19 protein-coding genes are annotated in these 20,067 nt (G+C 61.0%); 5 read left to right on the top strand and 14 right to left on the bottom strand.

Translation table 11 applies throughout. The features are described from left to right. Positions 1-21: 21 nt before the first annotated feature. A complete protein-coding gene (uvrA, locus tag QMX98_RS09925) occupies positions 22-2,649 on the top strand; it encodes an excinuclease ABC subunit UvrA (protein ID WP_154504945.1) in 2,628 nt (875 codons plus the stop codon). A 76-nt stretch (positions 2,650-2,725) separates the two neighbouring features. On the opposite strand, the gene QMX98_RS09920 is transcribed toward uvrA, so the two are convergent. From QMX98_RS09920 to QMX98_RS09895, 6 genes are read right to left on the bottom strand one after another with little or no spacing between them, the layout of a single operon-like run. Then, the gene (locus QMX98_RS09920) at positions 2,726-4,669 is read right to left on the bottom strand and encodes a response regulator (RefSeq protein WP_083376565.1); all 1,944 of its coding nucleotides are present in this window, start codon (positions 4,667-4,669) and stop codon (positions 2,726-2,728) included. Continuing rightward, positions 4,659-5,534, bottom strand: coding sequence for an ATP-binding protein (locus tag QMX98_RS09915; protein WP_102593990.1), 876 nt, complete (start codon positions 5,532-5,534; stop codon positions 4,659-4,661). Before QMX98_RS09915 ends, QMX98_RS09920 begins: the two co-directional genes overlap by 11 nt. After that, on the bottom strand, positions 5,527-6,537 hold the full coding sequence (locus QMX98_RS09910) for an ATP-binding protein (protein ID WP_282410664.1): 1,011 nt from the start codon (positions 6,535-6,537) through the stop codon (positions 5,527-5,529). Before QMX98_RS09910 ends, QMX98_RS09915 begins: the two co-directional genes overlap by 8 nt. Beyond that, positions 6,534-6,938 carry an anti-sigma regulatory factor gene (locus tag QMX98_RS09905; RefSeq protein WP_010460966.1) on the bottom strand — a complete coding sequence of 135 codons (405 nt, stop codon included), beginning with the start codon at positions 6,936-6,938 and terminating at the stop codon, positions 6,534-6,536. The genes QMX98_RS09910 and QMX98_RS09905 overlap by 4 nt, the downstream gene beginning before the upstream one ends. Next, a complete protein-coding gene (locus tag QMX98_RS09900; protein WP_010460963.1) occupies positions 6,935-7,297 on the bottom strand; it encodes an STAS domain-containing protein in 363 nt (120 codons plus the stop codon). Before QMX98_RS09900 ends, QMX98_RS09905 begins: the two co-directional genes overlap by 4 nt. A 4-nt stretch (positions 7,298-7,301) precedes the next feature. After that, complete coding sequence (locus tag QMX98_RS09895; protein ID WP_282410662.1) at positions 7,302-8,153, bottom strand: STAS domain-containing protein; 852 nt, start codon at positions 8,151-8,153, stop codon at positions 7,302-7,304. 281 nt (positions 8,154-8,434) lie between these two features. Here QMX98_RS09895 and QMX98_RS09890 point away from each other — a divergent pair, with 281 nt between their 5' ends. After that, complete coding sequence (locus tag QMX98_RS09890; protein ID WP_077749679.1) at positions 8,435-8,707, top strand: hypothetical protein; 273 nt, start codon at positions 8,435-8,437, stop codon at positions 8,705-8,707. A 54-nt stretch (positions 8,708-8,761) separates the two neighbouring features. Here QMX98_RS09890 and QMX98_RS09885 read toward each other — a convergent pair whose 3' ends face one another. After that, the gene (locus QMX98_RS09885) at positions 8,762-9,283 is read right to left on the bottom strand and encodes a DUF4142 domain-containing protein (RefSeq protein ID WP_077749678.1); all 522 of its coding nucleotides are present in this window, start codon (positions 9,281-9,283) and stop codon (positions 8,762-8,764) included. 218 nt (positions 9,284-9,501) lie between these two features. Between QMX98_RS09885 and QMX98_RS09880 the strand changes: the two genes are divergently transcribed. Together QMX98_RS09880 and QMX98_RS09875 are read left to right on the top strand one after the other, a co-directional pair. Continuing rightward, positions 9,502-9,744: a hypothetical protein gene (locus tag QMX98_RS09880; RefSeq protein ID WP_010460955.1), complete on the top strand. Its 243-nt coding sequence runs from the start codon at positions 9,502-9,504 to the stop codon at positions 9,742-9,744. Positions 9,745-9,855: 111 nt separating this feature from the next. After that, on the top strand, positions 9,856-10,098 hold the full coding sequence (locus QMX98_RS09875; protein ID WP_010460953.1) for a hypothetical protein: 243 nt from the start codon (positions 9,856-9,858) through the stop codon (positions 10,096-10,098). Positions 10,099-10,205: 107 nt separating this feature from the next. On the opposite strand, the gene QMX98_RS09870 is transcribed toward QMX98_RS09875, so the two are convergent. The 7 genes from QMX98_RS09870 to QMX98_RS09840 form a co-directional block, all read right to left on the bottom strand. After that, positions 10,206-11,297 (bottom strand): SMP-30/gluconolactonase/LRE family protein, encoded by a 1,092-nt coding sequence (locus QMX98_RS09870; protein ID WP_010460951.1) that lies wholly within the window; start codon positions 11,295-11,297, stop codon positions 10,206-10,208. Beyond that, a complete protein-coding gene (locus QMX98_RS09865; protein ID WP_169857638.1) occupies positions 11,294-12,433 on the bottom strand; it encodes an SRPBCC family protein in 1,140 nt (379 codons plus the stop codon). Before QMX98_RS09865 ends, QMX98_RS09870 begins: the two co-directional genes overlap by 4 nt. Before the next feature lie 100 nt (positions 12,434-12,533). Then, positions 12,534-13,397, bottom strand: coding sequence for a LysR family transcriptional regulator (locus QMX98_RS09860; RefSeq protein ID WP_010460947.1), 864 nt, complete (start codon positions 13,395-13,397; stop codon positions 12,534-12,536). Positions 13,398-13,451: 54 nt separating this feature from the next. After that, positions 13,452-15,176, bottom strand: a complete 1,725-nt coding sequence (locus QMX98_RS09855) for a hydrogenase maturation protein (RefSeq protein WP_282410661.1) — start codon at positions 15,174-15,176, stop codon at positions 13,452-13,454. 301 nt (positions 15,177-15,477) lie between these two features. Beyond that, on the bottom strand, positions 15,478-17,325 hold the full coding sequence (locus tag QMX98_RS09850; RefSeq protein WP_010460943.1) for an amidohydrolase: 1,848 nt from the start codon (positions 17,323-17,325) through the stop codon (positions 15,478-15,480). A gap of 294 nt (positions 17,326-17,619) precedes the next feature. After that, positions 17,620-17,934: an SCP2 sterol-binding domain-containing protein gene (locus QMX98_RS09845; RefSeq protein ID WP_172791130.1), complete on the bottom strand. Its 315-nt coding sequence runs from the start codon at positions 17,932-17,934 to the stop codon at positions 17,620-17,622. Between the two features lie 75 nt (positions 17,935-18,009). After that, the gene (locus tag QMX98_RS09840) at positions 18,010-18,720 is read right to left on the bottom strand and encodes a histidine phosphatase family protein (RefSeq protein ID WP_077749673.1); all 711 of its coding nucleotides are present in this window, start codon (positions 18,718-18,720) and stop codon (positions 18,010-18,012) included. A gap of 204 nt (positions 18,721-18,924) precedes the next feature. On the opposite strand from QMX98_RS09840, the gene sohB reads away from it, so the two are divergent. Continuing rightward, a complete protein-coding gene (gene sohB, locus QMX98_RS09835; protein ID WP_219097233.1) occupies positions 18,925-19,947 on the top strand; it encodes a protease SohB in 1,023 nt (340 codons plus the stop codon). Positions 19,948-20,067: the final 120 nt, after the last annotated feature.

Genomic DNA, 20,067 nt, shown 5'->3' with positions numbered 1-20,067 from the left:
GCTATCCAATAAGGGCTCACGATGACTTCAACGCGTACCTCCAATCCTCCTTCCGGCATGGTCAGGGTACGCGGTGCCCGGGAACACAACCTCAAGAACATTGACGTCGACATTCCACGGGATGCCCTGGTGGTGTTCACCGGCGTCTCGGGGTCGGGCAAGTCGTCGCTGGCGTTTTCCACGCTGTACGCTGAAGCGCAGCGCCGCTATTTCGAATCCGTGGCGCCCTACGCGCGGCGGCTGATCGATCAGGTCGGTGTGCCGGACGTGGATTCCATCGAAGGCCTGCCCCCGGCCGTGGCCCTGCAACAGCAGCGCGGCACGCCGAGTACGCGGTCTTCGGTGGGCAGCGTGACGACGCTGTCGAGCCTGATCCGCATGCTGTACTCCCGGGCCGGGAGTTATCCGCCGGGGCAGCCGATGCTGTATGCCGAGGACTTCTCGCCCAACACGCCTCAAGGCGCCTGCGCCGAATGTCATGGCCTGGGCCGGGTGTATGAAGTCACCGAAGCCTTGATGGTCCCGGACCCGAGCCTGACCATCCGCCAACGGGCGGTGGCGTCCTGGCCCACGGCGTGGCAAGGGCAGAACCTGCGCGACATCCTGGTGACGATGGGCTACGACGTCGACAAACCCTGGCGCGATCTGCCGAAAAAGCAGCGTGACTGGATCCTCTTCACCGAGGAAACACCGACTGTTCCGGTGTATGCCGGGCTCACCCCGGAAGAAACCAAAGTGGCGCTCAAACGCAAAATGGAGCCCAGCTACCAGGGCACCTTCACCGGCGCCCGACGCTACATCCTGCACACGTTCAGCCACTCGCAAAGTGCGTTGATGAAGAAGCGCGTCGCGCAATTCATGCTCGGCAGTCCTTGCCCGTTGTGCGACGGTAAACGGCTCAAGCGCGAGGCGTTGTCGGTGACCTTTGCCGGCTATGACATCGGCGAGCTGTCGCAGATGCCGTTGCTGCAAGTGGCCGAGGTGCTGAAACCGGTGGCGGCCCACAGCTACCTTGAACAGGCCGATGAGGCGGGCGAGGTGTTGACTCACCGTCAGACCCGCGAGGCCCGTGAACAGCGCGTGGCCCACGGAGCCAGCGGCCACGCCAACGCGCCGGATGTGCGGCATACGCCTAACTTGTCGGTGGAGAAACGCCTGGCCGCGCAACGCATCGCCCAGGATTTACTGGAACGGGTCAGCACGTTGACCGATCTGGGTCTTGGTTATCTGGCGCTGGAGCGCAGCACGCCGACACTGTCGTCCGGCGAGTTGCAACGGCTGCGCCTGGCCACGCAATTGGGTTCGCAGTTGTTCGGCGTGATCTACGTGCTGGATGAACCGTCGGCCGGTCTGCATCCGGCCGATGGGGAAGCGCTGTTCGAAGCGCTGCAACGCTTGAAGGCGGCTGGTAATACGTTGTTTGTGGTTGAACACGACCTGGAAACCATGCGCCGTGCGGACTGGCTGATCGATGTCGGCCCGGCGGCGGGTGAGCATGGCGGTCGGATCCTCTACAGCGGACCGCCACAGGGGCTGACCGAAATCAAAGATTCCCAGACCCGCGCCTACCTGTTCGCCGAGCAAGTCACCGAAGCCAGAACCAGCCGCAAGCCGACCGATTGGCTGCGCCTGGAAGGCATCACGCGCAATAACCTGAACGACCTCGGCGTCGAGTTTCCCTTGGGGTGTTTTACCTCGGTGACCGGCGTTTCCGGTTCCGGCAAATCAAGCTTGGTCAGTCAGGCCTTGCTCGAGTTGGTGGGCGCGCATCTGGGGCGCGCGACCAGCGCCAGCGAACCTGAAGAGTTGAGCCTTGAGGACGATGCGCCACAAGTCAGCGGCGGTCAGGTCACTGCGGGGCTGGAATCGATCAAGCGCCTGGTGCAGGTCGATCAGAAACCCATCGGCCGCACGCCGCGTTCGAACCTGGCGACCTACACCGGGCTGTTCGACAACGTGCGCAAACTGTACGCCGCCACCCCCCAGGCGCAGGCCGAGGGCTACGACGCCGGGCAGTTCTCGTTCAACGTCGCCAAAGGCCGTTGCCCGACGTGCGAAGGCGAGGGGTTTGTCAGCGTTGAGTTGCTGTTCATGCCCAGCGTCTATGCACCGTGTCCGACGTGCCATGGCGCTCGCTACAACCCCGAGACGCTCGCGATCGTCTGGCAAGGTCTGAACATTGCTCAGGTCTTGCAATTGACCGTGGACGAAGCGGTCGAGGTGTTCGCCGAGCAACCGGGCATTCGCCGTTCGCTGGAAGTGCTACGCGACATCGGCCTGGGCTATCTGCGCCTCGGCCAGCCAGCCACGGAACTCTCGGGTGGCGAAGCCCAGCGCATCAAACTGGCCACCGAGCTGCAACGCAACCAGCGCGGGGCGACGTTGTATGTGCTCGACGAACCCACCACCGGCTTGCATCCAAGGGACGTTGACCGGCTGCTCGAACAGTTGAATACGCTGGTCGCGGCGGGGCACACGGTGATTGTGGTGGAGCATGAAATGCGCGTGGTGGCGCAGAGTGACTGGGTGATTGATATCGGGCCGGGGGCGGGGGATCAGGGCGGCAAGATTGTCGTTGCCGGCACGCCGCAGAAAGTCGCCAGGAGCAAGAAGAGCAGGACTGCGCCGTTCCTGGCCCGGGTCCTATGATCGTTCCCACGCGTGGGAACGATCAAGATCCGGTTATCGTTCTTCGCGGGTAAGCCTCGCTCCTACAGGATCGATGTCAGGCGCAGTCGAGCGAGCGTCGGACTTTGTCCAACAGCTCATTGATCTGAAACGGCTTGATCAGCATCTCCATGCCATCGCCGAGGAATACCTGGCGATTGATCGCGTTCTCCGCGTAGCCGGTCATGAACAGGATCGGCAAGCCTTCACGCCAGCCTCGGGCGACATCGGCCAGTTCCCGGCCGTTCATGCGCGGCAGTCCCACATCCGTCAGCATCAGATCAATCGAGGGGTCGTTCTGCAGGCGTTCAAGGGCGCCTTCGATATCGCCCACCTGCGTGCAGCGGTACCCGGCATCCACCAACACTTCGGCAACGAACATGCGCACCGACGGCATGTCTTCGACAATCAGTACATGCTCGCCCGCGCCCTGTTGATCGACGGTCGCCGGTTCCGCTTCCGTGGTGGTCGGGTCGGCGCTGGCGGGCAACATGATCGTGACTTCGGTGCCGCGACGGGCCACGCTGCGGATGTGCGCATCGCCCCCCGATTGCCGGGCGAACCCGTAAATGCTCGACAACCCCAACCCGGTGCCCTGGCCCAGTGGCTTGGTGGTAAAAAACGGGTCGAACACCTTGTCGATCACACTGTGTTCGATGCCCGTCCCGTCATCGCGCACTGACAGGGCGACATATGCCCCGTCCGCCAGTTTCAGGTCGCCGTGGGAATACGCCGCATAGGTGCTGACCCAGATATTTCCGCCTTGGGGAAGGGCGTCGCGGGCGTTGATCACCAGGTTGAGCACGGCGCTTTCCAGCTGGATCGGGTCGACCAGGGCAATCGCGGCCTTGGAGGTCAGTTCGAGTTTGAGCGCAATGTGTTCGCCGATGGTGCGCACCAGCAGTTCCTCAAGGGAACGGATGTGTTCGTTGATGTCCACCGGACGCGTATTGAGCGGTTGCTGGCGCGCGAACGCCAACAAGCGATGGGTCAGCGAGGCGGCGCTCATGGCCGAGTTCAGCGCCGCTTCGGCATAGAACTGGACCTTGTCGGTACGCGAATCGGCCACCCGTTTCTGGATCAGTTCCAGGCTGGTGATGATGCCGGTCAGCAGGTTGTTGAAGTCATGGGCGATGCCGCCCGTCAGCTTGCCCAGTGCGTCCATTTTCTGCACTTGCAGCAACTGGCTCTCGGTGCGCACGCGTGCGGCGATCTCGTGTTCCAGTTGCGAGGTGGCATCGTCGAGACGGGCCAGGTGCGAGCGCTCGCGATGGCGATGCTCGGTGACGTCTTCGACGAATACCAGGCTCAGTTCAGGGGTGCGATACGGCGAAATCTGCCACTCGGTTTCCCGCAGCTCCCCGTCGATGCGCATATTCAGCGTGCCTTTCCAGCGTTCACCCGCCGTCAGGCGCACCCGCAATTCATCGAGAATCGACTCCTGTTGCTCGGCGAAGCATTCACGCAAGCTCTGTGGATCGCGATTGTCCTGAATCAGTCGGGCGAAGGCGTGATTGCATTCGTGGACTTTGAATTGCGCGTCGAGCACCGCGATGGGGGCCGAGACGTTGACGAAAATCTCCCGAAAACGCGCCTCGCTTTCTCGCAGGGCGTTTTCCGTTTCACGCACCCGCAGCAGGGTGCGCAGGGTGGCCAGCAATACGTCCGGGTCCACGGGATGGATCAGGTAGGCATCGGCCCCGGCGTCCAGGCCAGTGATGATGTCGCCGGTCTGGATCGACGCCGCCGACACGTGAATCACCGGCAACAGCGCCGTGGCCGGCTCCGAACGCAGCTTGCGCACGATATCGAAGCCACTCATGTCCGGCAGGTTGACATCCAGGATCAGCGCGTCGATCAATTCGCTGTCGATCAGCGCCAGGCCGTCGCCGCCGGTCCCGGCTTCGAGCACGAGGTAACCGTGGCGTTCCAGGCGTCGACGCAGGGCATAGCGGGTGGCGACGTTGTCATCGACGATCAACAGGCGGATGTCACGTTTCATCGGCGGGCTCCATGGCGATGGCCAGCGGGATGATCACGAAAAAGGTCGAGCCGACCCCGGGCGTGCTTTCTACCCCGACGTCGCCTCCCAGCAGCGCGGCGAAGCGTTTGCACAAAGACAAGCCCAGGCCGGTACCGCGCAAGCGTTTCTGCAAGGGCGAATCGACTTGGGAAAAGTCCTCGAACAATGCGCCATGTAGCTCGGCAGCGATACCTATTCCTGTATCCGTGACGGCAAAGCGCACGTGGCTGGAGCCTTCGAGGGAGGCCGAGACCCGCACTTCACCGCGTGTGGTGAATTTCAGCGAGTTGGAAATAAAGTTGCGCAGGATCTGCGCGAGCTTCTTGTCATCGGTGTACAGGCGCGGCAGGCCAACCGGTTCTTCAAAGATCAGGTCCACGGCGGATGCATTGACGATCGGGCGAAACATGCCGCGCAGGGCGGCAAACAGGTCGAACATGTCGAACCAGGCGGGCGAGATGGTGATGCGCCCGGCCTCGATTTTCGCCAGGTCGAGCAAGTCGTCGACCATGTCGCTCAGTTCCCGCGCGGCCGTGCTGACGAACGCGACCTGTTTGTGCTGCTCGGGGCTGAGCGGGCCGTCGAGTTCATCGGTCAGCAGGCTGGCGATGCTCAGGATCGAGCCCAGGGGCGTGCGAAACTCGTGACTCATGTAGGACAGGAAGCGGCTCTTGAGGTCCGACGCCTGACGCAGTTCTTCGGCCTGGTTGTCGAGTTCGGCGTAGAGCGCGAGCACGCCCTGATTGGTTTCGTCGAGCTCTTCGCGCAGCGCCGTGGCTTCACTTTGCAAGCGCTCGATCAATGCCGATTGTTCTTCGATCGGCAGCAGGGGCGATTCAGCCATGGGCAGCCTCCAGTGCAACGACCAGTACCGTTACATCGTCCCGGCCGCGACAGAAGTCGCGATGCAGGACCGCGGCGATCACGGCGGGATGGCGGTACACCAGGCCGGGGTAATCGTGGAGGTTCCAACGGGATTGCAAGCCGTCGCTGTACATGATCAATAGATGTCCGTTCACATGAGCGTAGTCAAAGGGTTGGGCTTTGCGGTATTGCCCGCCGACGATTCCCGGATGGGACGCCAGGCCGCGGGACTTGTCCGCACTGATCAGGCTGCCGCCGATATTGCCGATACCGGTGAATCTCAGCGTACCGAGGTCACCGTCGAACTGCGCAATCGCCAGCGCACCGCCGCGGGTACCTGTCATGGCCTGGTGAATGTCTTCGAGCAGGTACACCGGCGAGGCAAAAGGGGCCAGGGCGAAAGCTTTTTCACCGGCGCGGGCGGCGCGTTCGGCTTCTTCGCCATGACCCAGGCCGTCGATCACCAACGCGCTGAGGTTCGCCCCGTCAAACGCCAGGTGCCAGACATCGCCGCACGCCGGGTCGTTGTGCAGCGAGTGCTGGCTGATGCCGATGCGCAAGTCGGCGGCCTTGCTGGCGCGTGGGTATAACCGGGCCAATAACACGGTGCCGCGCGAGTCGGTATGAACATCGAAGACTTCCGCCTGGCGCGACACTGCCCCCAGGCCGATGCCCTGCGTACCGCCCGTGGAAAACCCGTCCGTCATGCACGCCTGCAGGTCAAAGCCTTGGGCACGGTCCACTGCGAGTATCTCGATGCCGTTGGCGCTGCTGCCCGGCAGGATGCGCAGGTGCAATTCGCCCCTGGCCGCATGCTTGAGCACGTTGCTGGCCAATTCAGTGGCCACCAGTGCCACGCGTCCGGCATCCGTCGCGTCGAAACCATTGTCTTCGGCGAGCTTCTGCGCCGTGCGCCGGGCATGGCCGATCTGGCTGCTGTCCTCGATCAACAGCACTTGGGTCAGCGACCCCCCGATGTTCATGTCCATCGGGTGATCGTGATGCGAGTGCCCTGTCCGGGTACGGTGTCCAGTTCGAACTCATCCACCAGCCGTTTCGCGCCTGTCAGGCCAAGGCCCAGGCCGCTGCCGGAAGTCCAGCCGTCGGTCATTGCCAGTTTGATGTCCGGGATGCCCGGGCCTTCATCTCGAAACGTCAGGCGCAGGCCGACCCGCGAGTTTTCGTCGAGGATCTGCCAGTCCATGTCGCCACCGCCGCCATAGACCATGGTGTTGCGCGCCAGCTCGCTGACGGCGGTCACCAGTTTGGTCAGGTCGATCAGGCGCATGCCGCACTCGGTGGCCAGCTTGCGCGCCGTCTGCCGGGCCAGGACCACGTCCTGCTCGATTTGAATGGGCTGAGTGCCGCTGCTGCGCAGGGTCATTGCTCGCGTACTCGTTCCTGGAGCAGTTTCATCCCGCGCTCGACGTTCAGCGCGGTGCTGACGCCGGGCAAGGTCAGCCCGAGCTCTACCAGCGTGATCGCGACCGCAGGCTGCATGCCGACCAGCACGGTCTGGGCATCCATGATTTTCGACAGGCCGGAGATGGTGCCGATCATTCGACCGATAAACGAGTCGACCATGTCCAGCGCCGAGATGTCGATCAACACGCCGCGAGCGGAAGTCTTGCTGATGCGTTCGGAGAGATCGTCCTGGAGCATGAGGGCAAGCTGGTCATGCATGTCGACCTGAATGGTCACCAGCAGGAAGTCGCCCATCTGCAAAATCGGAATGCGCTCCATCGTCTTAAACCGTCTTGCTGACGGTGATTCCCAGACGGGTCAGGGCCAGTTTCAGGGCATCGGCCAGGTTGGCCTTGGTGACCACGCCTTGCAGGTCCAGCCCCAGGTGAACGATGGTCTGTGCGATCTGCGGACGCACGCCGCTGATGATGCAATCGGCGCCCATCAGGCGAATTGCGGTCACGGTTTTGAGCAGGTGCTGAGCCACCAGGGTGTCAACGGTCGGCACACCGGTGATGTCGATGATGGCGATTTCCGAGCCGGTATCGACGATGCGTTGCAGCAGCGATTCCATCACCACCTGGGTGCGTTGCGAGTCCAGGGTGCCGATCATCGGCAGGGCGAGGACGCCATCCCAGAGCTTGACCACCGGGGTGGAGAGTTCCAGCAGTTCTTCCTGCTGACGCTTGATCACTGCTTCGCGGGATTTCTGGAAGGTACGGATGGTGTGCATGCCCAGCGCATCGAGCAGCTCGGACACTTGCCAGAGCTGTTCGGCCAGTACCCCCGGATTTTCTTTGTAGTGAGACTGCAGCAGGGAAAACAGCGGACCTTTCAGTGAAAAAATGAAACTGGCGGTCTGGTGCGAATCCTGGCCGAGCAGGGCGCGGCTGTGGGAGAGTTTTTCGAGGAACTGACGAGCCTCATCCCAACCCGGCGCGGCGATGTTGGGACCGTTGCCGTTTTCCAGGCCCGCGGTCACCAGTTGCAGAAAATCCGAGGTTTGCTGCTTGAGATCGTGGTCTTTGACATTACGATTGGCACCACCGGCTTCCAGGCTCTTGATCCATTCCCCAAGCAAATACGTGTGGTTGGTTTTCATCGCGTCGAGTGTGTTGATCTGCATTGCTGCCATGTCCTTGTGCTCCTGAAAGATGGCGGGCCGATTCCCCAAAAACGATCGACCCGAATCAGTGACATTTGCCGTCTGAAATAGTTGTTCGTCCCGACAAGAATTTTTCGTCCTGGCCGGCATTTGCCCGGTAACTCTAGTCGGCACTGCCGCAGACGGCGATTTTTTGACCTTGAGCCTGACGTTGCCTGTCCATTGGATTGAACCCCTGTCCCGGGGTGGCTTCGAACCTTTAAGCCCCCGGCTGTTTGAATCGTGGGCTGGCCGTTACGAGCGAGGTGTGTATGAAAGACGAATCGACACAACAACAGGATCAATCGGGGATGCCGGTCGACCGCAATGACCCGGCGATTGACCCGCAGACGCCGGGTGAGGGTGCGCCAGGCGGTCAGCGTCAGAGCCAATCCTCCGACTCAGAAAGCGCTGACGCAGCGGTGGATCAGAAGAACCGCCATACCGATAATGACAACGAGTTCAGCCCCGGCTTCAAACCGAATCCCGACCGGCCGAAACCCGGCGATGACACGGATGCCGACATCGATACCGATGGCGGCTAGTGCCGGCAGTATGCAAAAAGGCCGCATCCATCGATGCGGCCTTCTTTTTACCGGTTATTTGCTGGGGTGGGCGGCCTGGAGCTCTTTCGCCATCTCCAGGTGTTTTTCCAGTGCCGGCAGCATTTTTTGCGCGAAGCCTTTCAAATCGGTGGCGCCTTTGACCTTGTCGTCCGTCACCGTGTTGGCCTGTTTTTCGAACAGCTTGATCGTGTCTTCGTGGGCCTTCACTTGGTTATTGGCGTAGGCCGCGTCGAAGGACTCGTCCCGCATGTCGAGGATTTTTTCCTTGGCCTGTTTGACCAGCGTCGTCTCGTCCGGGACCTCGATGTCATTCTTTTTCGCCAGGGCCGCCAGTTCATCGTTGGCCTTGGAATGATCGGTGATCATCATGTTGGCGAATTTCTTGATGTCGGCCGATGAGCTTTTTTCCAGCGCCAGTCGGCTGGTCTCGATTTCCGCAATGCCACCTGCGGCTGCGTTGTCGACAAAGTCATTGGAAGTGGCAGCAAAAGCTGTGCCCATGCTGGTGCTCAAGGCGACGGCCAGGGCGAGATGGCGCAGGGTGAATCCGTCCATTGGTCATTCTCCACACAGGTTCGGGTTAGCGATCGAGGTGATCGTTATTCAATGGAGGCAGGCGCTGCGCTAAAGGTTTTATCGGGTTTGCGCCAGGACGACGAACGGACACCGCTGGTCTGATAGGCGGTCGACAGAACCGGCCAACCGAGGCCATTCTGATAGTTGGCGAACGCAATCGATCGCGTTTGCTGCCGATCAACAAACGGAGGTGTTCCATGCCGGTGCCACACGACCTTTATCAGGACCTGAAACTTTCAAAGGAAGATATCCAGCAAAAACGCTCCAAGGATCCGTTACTGGATTCACTGATCAACAAGTATTCGCAAGCGGACGCCGAGGTAGTAAAGGCTGAAACCGCAAAATCGGATGCGCCCAGCGATGATGCACTGAAGAAGCTCAAGGAGACGCGCGTGCAGGTTAAGCAAAAGATCGTTGACCGGCTCCAATCGCCGTCCTGACACGCCTTGTCCACCCACCGACAACCGGTGACTGAAAAATTGGAACGGTGATCAATACCGGCACCTCGAAAGATCAGAGTCCGACCTTTTCGACTCCTTGCGAGGTGCCTTATGAACGAGCCCAGATTTCCAAGTGAAGAGCAGGGCGGGTACGACCCGATCCCGACTCATCCCGAACCGCTAAGCCCCGGCCGCACGACGGTCAATCCCGAAGACGAGCCGGGCATCGACGAATTGCCGAACAACGAAGGCGTGCGCCCGCTGGATGAAGACGACTCCACCGCGATGGACCCTGAGCGGGTGCTTGAAGAGACGGACAATGCCGTGCGCGATAACGAGATAGATCCCCGCTAGCCAAAACCACCACATACCCCCTGTAGGAGCGAGCCTGCCAGTCAATATCACTATTGAATGGCAGACTGCCCGCGCGAGCAGGCCCGCTCCCACATTTTTGGTGTGCGTTATTTCTGGAGCGCGGTGTTTAGGGGCAGGCGCGCCATGTTTTTTGCCTTCAACGAACCCAGGTACAACCAGTCCCCATACTCGCGCACTGTCGTGATCGGCGAGTAATTACCGGTGCTCGCATCCTGCAGGTTGGCAATCACCTTGCCGTCCAGGTCCAGACCCAGCGCAAAGGCGCGCTTTTCCACGGGTTTGGGCAGTACCGTCAATGCCCGAACAATCATTTTGCGCACGAACGGGTGCTGCGCCGTGGCGTCGAGCAGCGCATTACGGGGTGCGTAGAGCGCCACCCAGAAACGGTCGCGGCCATTGAACGCGAGGTTGTCCGGCAACCCCGGCAGATTGTCGATAAATACATCGTGGGTTCCGGCATTCGGCCCGCTCAACCAGAAGCGGATGATGCGGTAAGCGCCGGTTTCGTTGACCAGCACAAAGCTGTCGTCCGGGCCCAGCGTCACGCCGTTGGCAAATTCCAGCGTGTCCAGCAACACCGTGGTCTTGCCGGTCTGGAAGTCGTAACGCAACAAACGGCCGTCGCCCCCGTGCTCGATGATTGCCTCGCCATCCTTGCCGTAGCCCCAGCGGCTGGAAGCGTCGCTGAAATAGGCGTAGTGCCCGGATTTATCGATGGCCACGTCATCGGTAAACCCGAAAGGCACGCCGCCGGCCGAGGTGGTCAGCGGGATCAACCGGCCCTGGGCATCCAGGGACAGCAAACCCTTCACGCCGTCAGCGATTACCAGCAACCCGTTAGGGTGCCGCGCCAGGCCCAGAGGCCGGCCGCCGGTATCGGCCAGCACTTTGGTGTCCTTGCCGTCGAGGCTGGTGCGGATCAGCCGGCCGTCGTGCAGCCCGGTGATGAGCACGTTATCTTCGAGCAGGAGCGCCTCGGGCCCTTCGATGTCCGCCGGGCCGACACGCTCCACCCCTTTGAGCCGCTGATTGTCGGCATACACCCCGCTGGTCAGGGAAGGCGCCGGCGGCGGTGTCCAGGCCACCGGCCGAACCTTGGTCGGGAACAACAATAGAAAAGCCCCCAGGACAATGATCAGCAGCGACAACAGATGGCGAAACCTGAAGGCGCTTCTCACACGCTGACTCCTGCCGGATTCAGGTTTTTCTGCGCCATGTCACGCAACGCCAGCATCGATGCTGCGGACTCACGCTCGATACGTCGCTTGAGCAGCAATCGATTGGTGATGCGCATCGCCAGGCCCGAGAATTGATACTCCAGGGTCCGTACAAAACGTGTGCCTTCGCCCTGCGCCTCGCATTCGTAGGTCACGACCAGCGACAACCCGTGATCACCGCGCGCCCAGGCACTCCAGCGGCGTCCTGGCAGGTATTCGTTGACTTCCCAACTCAAGTGCCCCGCGCGCCCGCCGGCACTGATGTCCTCCTCGAACCGCAGGCCGGCATGCAGCGGCCCACCCTGGCCCTCGACCTTCAGGGACGACGGATGCCACTCCGGCCAACGGGTGACGGTGCTGGCATAGGCGAGCACGTCAATCGGAGTTCCAGCGATAGCGATCTGGTGCTGCATGCGGGTCATGGTCGTACTCGTCAGGGGGGCAGGCACCGGCTCCCAGTACAGGGTGCCGAACAGGTAGTCCATCAGCGGGAAAACGATATTGAAATTGCGTTCCTGCATCAGCTCGCGGCGGTGATGCAGTTCATGCAGGCGGCGCATCTGGCGGATCCACGGTAGGCGCGTGACCGGGTTGTCCGGCGGTAAATGCTCGCAGGCATGGAACACCTCGTACATCAGGTACCCGAGGACCAGACAGCCACCAAACAATCCGGCGACGTTGGCATTGACCTGCTTGAACAGCCACCAGGCGGGCAGGGTGAAGACCACGGTGTGGATCACGATCAGCCAGGCTGGAAACAGAATCACCCGCCAGTCCCGGGCAGTATCGTAGGTCATGTGGCCGGGGGCGAAAAAACTGTGATGGTCGCCGGCATGGCGGGCGTAGAACATCCGCGCGAAGCTCTTTTTGTGATGCCCCAAGTGCCGATGCACCAGGTACACGCCGAAGTTGAAGAACAACAGCGTCAACGGCACTGTCAGCCATTCCAGCGGCCGGACCTGATGCACAGTGCTCCAGAACCCTCCGATGGCCAGCACGCCGAACAGCAGCACAAAGGCCCCGTGCAGCCAGGGGTTGTAGCGCGGATGGATGTCAGCGCGATAGCGGTCGCGGAATGCCTGGGTGGTTTGCCTCACTGCGTTCACCTCTGCTTATTGTTATCACCAGCAGATTAGCTGATCTGCCCGCGCAAGCTTGAGCAAACCTGGATGACACAAGCGCCATGATCCGGTGTATTCAGGTCAGCGGATTCCAGCGCTGGGACCAGTCGTCGTCGATCTTGATCACTTCACGCAGTAAATCGAAGGCCCGTTGCAGGGTCGCCGAGTCGCGATCCCGCGAGTAAACCAGGTAGGTCGGGTAACTGAATTCCGGGGCTTTGGGCACGGGCTCCAGCACGCCGCTTTCGAGGTAGCTCTGCACCACGCGTGTACGGAAGTAGCCGCTGCCGCCGTTTTCCAGAATGTATTGCAAGGCCAGGGGGCCGAGGTTAAAGCTCAGGGCAGCCTTGGCTTTTTCCGGCAGGGCGGCATCGTGCTGACGGCGGAAGTCCGGACCCCAGTCGATATACACATAAGGATCGGGCTGCCCGGCGAGGCGTACCAGGATGAGTTTTTCTTCGAGGATCTGCTCGACTTGCAGGCGCGGCCAATATTCGGGCTGATAGACCAGCGCCGCGTCCAGCACCCCCAGTTCAAGTTGGCGCAGCAGGGTCTCGCCGTCGCGGATTTCCATGCGCAAGGCGTGACTGGGAATCTTCTCGCGCAGTTCGCCGGCCCAACTGAGCATCAGCGGATTGCACAGACTGACCTCGCCGCCAATGTGCAGCACATCGCGGTAACCGTCAGGCAACGGCAAGTCCCGCCGCGCGGCTTCCCAGGTCTCGACCAGTTGATTGGCGTACACCACAAAGGCCTCGCCATTGGGTGTCAGCCGCGCACCGGCACGGTTGCGCACGAATAACGTGCTGCCCAGCTGGCTCTCGAGTTTTTGCACGCGCGCCGTGATTGCGGTCTGGGTGACGTGAAGTTTTTCCGCCGCGGCAGCCAGGCTGCCGTGGCGAACAATTTCCAGAAAGGTGCGAGCGAGATCAATGTCCATGGGGCGGCCGGTGCGGGAGGTGCCGGCATTGTAAACGGATCTGCGGGGGCCGGCTTATGTAGCAGCGGCCAACGGCTGCGTCCGGCTGCGCTGGCGTGTCCACTGCGCCACCAGCCGCACCGGTGTGCCGCACGCCTTGCGCTTGAACACAAAATGTCGGCACTTCTCGGCGAACTGTTTGCGGTCGTGCACCATGTCCAGTTCCATCGCCGCCAGCTCGGCGTTTCTGCAGTGCTGCATAAGTTGCGTGTCGAGCCGGCTCTTGCGCTCGCGCACAGCGGCATACGCCGGATCGGTCAGCGCATTGCCCGCCCGTTGCAACAACCACCGGCCGAACGCGTCCGGACAGCGTGGGCCGATTTCCTGAACCATGCCCAGTTGCATGGCATGCATCGCGCTGACCGGCAGGCACTCCTCGCAAAGTTTTTCCGCCATCCGCGGACCGACGGCGCGGGGCAGGCTGTAGGTCCAGTATTCAGAGCCGTACAGCCCCATGGTTTTGTAGTGCGGGTTGAGGACGATATCCGCGCGGGCGAAGACAATATCTGCGGCCAGCGCCAGCATCACGCCGCCGGCCCCGGCACTGCCCGTCAGGCCGCTGACCACCAGTTGCCGGGCGCTGAACATTTCTTCGCAGACGTCGTCGATCGCCTGGATATTGGCCCAGGCCTCCAGCCCCGGCGCCTCGGCAGCCTGGATCACGTTGAGGTGCACGCCATTGGAGAAACTGCCGCGCCCACCCTTGATCAGCAGCACCTGGGTATCTCGGGTCTTGGCCCAGCGCAGAGCGGTGACCAGTCGCTGGCATTGCTCGGTGCTCATGGCGCCGTTATAAAACTCGAAAGTGAGCTCGCCGACAGTCCCCGATTCACGGTAGCGGATCGGTTGATAGGTTTCGGTGTCAGGGGACGAGGCGATCGATCCGTGGAGGATGGGCACGTTATTCAGTTGGGCAGCGAGTACATGCCGGGCTGGACGTTTGAAGGTTTCTTCGCCCGGCCGGGGTTTGCGTCGCATCGAACCGATCCACACACTGTGATCGCCGGTGGCGACCAGTACCGCGTCGTCGCGCACCGCCAGAATGTCTCCAGGTGTGCCGCTGCGTGAGTCCAGATGGGCGTCGTATACGTAATACTGACCACCTGCCAGGCTCGCCAATACGCCAGGTTGCCCGTCCGCTGCGTCAATGCAGCGTTTGATGAATCGCGAGCAGTCATGCCAACCGAAGGTCCGATCAGCCTGGTTCATGTTCGGCTGCAAGTGGCCCATCACCCGGGGATGATGTTCGACCGGTACGGGCTCATAACCGTCGATGAATTTGTCCACGACATCACGAATGCAGCGGATCGCCGCATCGCTGACCGGGCCGTTATACAGCTCGGATTTGCGCAGGCCTTGGGGGAGGTTGAATTCGCACGTAGACCAGACCGGCCCGGCATCCATGTCTTCCGCGGCTTGAAGCGCGGTGACACCCCAGCGGGTCAGCTCACGGGTTATGGCCCAATCCAGTGCGCTGGCGCCCCGGTCACCGACAATGCCCGGATGGATAATCACCACCGGGCGATCACGGTTGCTCCACAGGAGTTGCGGCACCCGGTCCTTGAGGAATGGGCAAATCACTAGGTCGGCCCCCGCCTGCTCAATCTGCTCGCAGGCAGCTTTCTCGTCGGTGAACAGCACTACGCTGGGGCTGTGTCCCAACTCGCGCAATTCGAGCCAGGCCCTTTGGCTCAGACCATTGAATGCCGATGACAACAGGATAATGTTGAGTGAACGCATGTTTGACTCTTCCTTGAGAATGGCCGGCCATCAGCCTCGAATAAGCCTTCATTGGCTTTCGATGCAAGTTAGGGTGCGGGAATGACAGGCGCTGGACCTTGATGTGGGTCAAACCATTCCGACTTGCCTGTCAGTTGAAAGAATAGGGCCGACGTCCTTGTGCTGGCACCTGTAAGAACTAACAGTTTTTTAGACGAGTTTGCGATGTCGGCGGTCGCTAAAGAAGGGGGGGGGCGAGTGCGGCTACAGCCTGGGAGTCATGCCTGAGGCAGACCCCCAGTGGGTGTGGGGGAATCATTGTTCAAAACGCAAAACACGAACAGCCAAACGCGCCCCAGAACCCCTGAAAGTCGCTGACCGGCGCTGACGACAATCGCGCCCGCTCGTGGCTGTGCGCATGCACCGCGCACGCGCCGATGCATTGATGCACCTGCGCCGTCAGTGGCGCCACGGGTTTCCAGTGGCCCGGCACCTTGGCGACGGGCGACCACTCGGGCACCACAGGAATCGGCGGCGGCCCGAGTTTTTCAAACTCGACGCTGCCGTAGACGATCTTGCCGTCGACAATGGTCAGCACCGACTCGATCCATTTGATCGCTTCATCGTCGATGTGGAAATAGTCCGCCGACAGTGCAATCAGATCCGCCAGTTGCCCGACCTTGATCTGGCCTTTCTTGCCTTGTTCGGACGAAAACCAGGCGCTGCCGTGGGTGAAGAGTTCCAGCGCCGTATCGCGGCTCAAGCCTTGCGGGTACAGTTCCAGTCCGCCAACGGTGCGGCCGCTGACCAGCCAATACATCGATGTCCAGGGGTTGTAGCTGGACACCCGCGTGGCATCGGTGCCGGCACCCACCGGAATGCCTTCGGCGAGCATGCGCGCAATCGGCGGCGTGTGTTCGGCGGCTTTGGCGCCATAGCGGTCGACGAAGTATTCGCCCTGGAAAGCCATGCGATCCTGAATGGCGATGCCCCCGCCCAAGGCTTTGACCCGCTCGATGTTCCGCGGGGTAATGGTTTCCGCATGATCGAAAAACCACGGTAAACCGTCGAACGGGATGTCGCGATTGACCTTCTCGAACACGTCGAGCATGCGGCTGATGGATTCGTTGTAGGTGGCATGCAGGCGGAATGGCCAGCGCTGTTCCACCAGATGCCGCACCACCGGTTCCAACTCCTGTTCCATGGTTTGCGGCAAGTCCGGGCGTGGTTCGAGGAAGTCTTCGAAGTCGGCCGCCGAAAACACCAGCATTTCCCCGGCACCGTTGTGCCGCAGGAAATCGTCGCCCTGGCCGTAATGGGAGGTGCTGGTCCAGTTTTTGAAGTCGGTCAGCTCTTCCTTGGGTTTCTGTGTGAACAGGTTGTAGGCGATGCGCACGGTGAGTTGCTGGTCTTTGGCCAGCTGCTGAATGACTTGATAGTCGTCCGGGTAATTCTGATAACCGCCGCCGGCATCGATGGCGCTGGTCACGCCGAGGCGATTGAGTTCGCGCATGAACTGGCGGGTCGAGTTGACCTGATAGTCCAGCGGCAACTTCGGCCCCTTGGCCAGGGTCGAGTAGAGAATCATCGCGTTCGGGCGGGCGATCAGCATGCCGGTGGGATCACCATTAGCGTCCCGCTGGATTTCGCCGCCCGGCGGGTTCGGCGTGTCGCGGGTATAACCGACCACTTTCAGCGCCGCGCGGTTGAGCAGGGCGCGGTCGTAAAGGTGCAGCACGAACACCGGGGTGTCCGGTGCGGCTTTGTTCAGTTCATCAATCGTCGGCAGGCGCTTCTCGGCAAACTGGAATTCGTTCCAGCCACCGACCACCCGCACCCATTGCGGTGTGGGCGTGCGGTCGGCCTGGTCCTTGAGCAGGCGCAAGGCATCGACCAGCGACGGCACGCCTTCCCAGCGCAGCTCGAGGTTGTAGTTCAAACCACCGCGGATCAGGTGCAGGTGCGAGTCGTTGAGGCCGGGAATCACCGTGCGTCCGTGCAAGTCGACGATCTGTGTGCCGGGGCCTTGCAGGGCCATGGCCTGGGCGTCGCTGCCGACTACCACGAAGCGTCCGTCCTTGATCGCGACGGCGCTGGCCTGGGGTTTCTTGCGGTCGACGGTGTGCAGGCGTCCGTTGTACAGAATGAGGTCGGCCGGGGTGTCGGGCATGGTTTTACTCCCTGCGATGAGCGGGCTGATCCAGGCACCGACGGCGCCTGCCGAAAGGCCTTGCAGTACACGTCGGCGGTTCAGACCTTCGTGGTTGTCAGGTGGACTCATGGCAGTGCGCTCCGTCAATTCATCGAGGGGCAAACAGCCGATGTCTGACGCATGCGGCCACAAGGAATATAGACGGCAAATTCACCGGTAGCCGATTTGCGGGGGCGGAAAACGACGAATCCCGCCACAAGGGGCGGGATTCGTGTGCAGCCAGAGAGGTTCCCGAAGACGGGAACCGCCGTCTTAGCTTGGGAACAGCTCGGACAGTTTCATGGCCAGCATCATGTCGCCTTCAGCGCGCAGTTTGCCGCCCATGAACGCTTGCATGCCGTCGGTCGAACCGTCGACGATGCCTTGCAGGGTTTCGCCGTCCATCACCAGAGTGACCTGGGCGTCAGGATTTTCGCCTTCCTGCAGCTCGCAAGTGCCATCTTTGACGACCAGCGAGAAATTCTTGGTGTCGTCGATGCGGAAACCGAATACCAGGTTCAGACCGGCAGCGGCGGCTGGGTTGAACTTGGCTTTCATTGCTTGTACGGCATCAGCTACGGAGGTCATGGTTCGATCCTTTCTTGGGTAATAAGAGCAGTAATTACAGCTGGTGATTACAGCCAGGGTCACAATAGTCCGGACTCAGCGAAACGTGATGAGTTCCGGTGCCTTCAACAGTTGCAAGTGCGCGTGACTGTTGAAAGAAGACAATGCCACCTCGCGACCGCGAAACTTCAGCAGGTTGAGCGAGGTGTTGACGATTTGCCAGTTCAGTTCAAATGCCTGCCTTGCGGGCATCTGAGTAATGAGGTGGAGCAGGGCAGTGATGGTGCCACCGGAGGTGAACACGGCGATTTTCTGGGTGTTGTCGGCGCTTTCGAGGAGGCGGTGCAGACCGGCCTGTACGCGTTCGACAAACCCAAGCCAGCTTTCAAGCCCCGGCGTGTCATAGGTGCCGGCGAGCCAGCGCTCGATGATCAGGGCGAAGATGCGCTGGAACTCGGCACGGTTTTGCGCGGCATTGCGCAGGATGTCCAGGGCTTCGGGTTCATCCTCCAGCATGGCCGGCAGCAGCGCGCGGATCACCGCGTCGGCATCGAATTCGTTGAAGGCGGAATCGATTTCCAGGGTCGGCACCGGCAGGCCCACGGCAGCGAACTGTTCCAGCGCGCTGGTGGCCGTATGCTGTTGGCGGCGCAAGTCGCCCGACAGGCAGCGGTCAAAGCTGACACCCAGCTCGGCGAGGTGCTGGCCGAGGATTTCTGCCTGGCGAACACCGGTCGGCGACAGGACGTCATAGTCGTCTGCACCAAAGGAGGCCTGGCCATGTCGAATCAGATAGATGCTGCCCACGTCCGCGTCATCCCGGTACGTTGAAGGTTTGGCGAGGTTATGAGGATGACAGTGAGCTGTCAATGAAAAAACATACGCTTGTTTGAAATGCCCGTTACAGGCCTGTTGCCAGAGGTTTCACGGCTGGCCGCCGAGGCGGAGCATGGGTATGCTGGCGTTGTCCCGCGCGTGTTTTAAGCCGCGCATCGTTTTGAAGGAGTCACTGTGGAGTTTTTGTCCGAGTACGCCAGTTTCCTGGCCAAGACCGTGACACTGGTGATCGCCATTCTGGTGGTCCTGGCCAGTTTCGCGGCGCTGCGCAGCAAAGGTCGGCGCAAATCGGCCGGCCAGTTGCAAGTCAGCAAGCTGAATGATTTCTACAAAGGGCTGCGCGAACGCCTGGAGCAAACCTTGCTCGACAAGGACCAGCTCAAGGCCTTGCGCAAGTCCCAGGCTAAAACCGATAAAAAACAAAAGAAGAAACCCGAGGCCAAGCCGCGGGTATTCGTGCTGGATTTCGACGGTGACATCAAGGCGTCGGCCACTGAAAGTCTGCGCCACGAGATCACGGCACTGTTGACGTTGGCGACGCCCAAAGACGAAGTGGTACTGCGTCTGGAAAGCGGCGGCGGCATGGTTCACAGCTACGGCCTGGCGTCCTCGCAACTGGCGCGCATCCGCGATGCCGGCGTGCCGTTGACCATCTGCATCGACAAGGTCGCGGCCAGTGGCGGCTACATGATGGCGTGTATCGGCGAGAAGATCATCAGCGCCCCGTTTGCGATTCTGGGTTCGATCGGCGTCGTGGCGCAGTTGCCTAACGTCAATCGCTTGCTGAAAAAGCACGACATCGACTTCGAAGTCCTGACCGCCGGCGAATACAAGCGCACCTTGACTGTGTTTGGCGAAAACACTGAGAAAGGCCGCGAGAAGTTTCAGGAAGACCTGGACATCACCCACCAGCTGTTCAAGAACTTCGTCTCGCGTTATCGCCCGCAACTGGCCATTGACGAAGTGGCCACCGGTGAAATCTGGCTTGGCATCGCCGCGCTGGACAAGCAACTGGTGGACGAACTCAAGACCAGCGACGAATACCTCGCTGAACGAGCGAAGAAGTCGGAGCTGTACCATTTGCATTACGCCGAACGCAAAAGCCTGCAAGAACGTATCGGGATGGCGGCCAGTGGGTCGGTGGATCGCGTATTGCTGAGCTGGTGGAGCCGGTTAACCCAGCAACGCTTTTGGTAACACTTTAAATTAACGGTCGCTTGCACTGCCTTGCAGTGAAAGCAACCGTTTTTTTGTGGCGGTATATAGATAGCGCTTTTTAAAAAAGTGGCTCGATAGGCTAGCGATCCTAGCCAGTTT

The sequence above is a fragment of the Pseudomonas sp. PS02303 genome (genome assembly GCF_029959925.1).
Taxonomy (GTDB): Bacteria; Pseudomonadota; Gammaproteobacteria; order Pseudomonadales; family Pseudomonadaceae; genus Aquipseudomonas; species Aquipseudomonas mandelii.
This window is presented reverse-complemented; position numbering and strand designations above follow the sequence as displayed.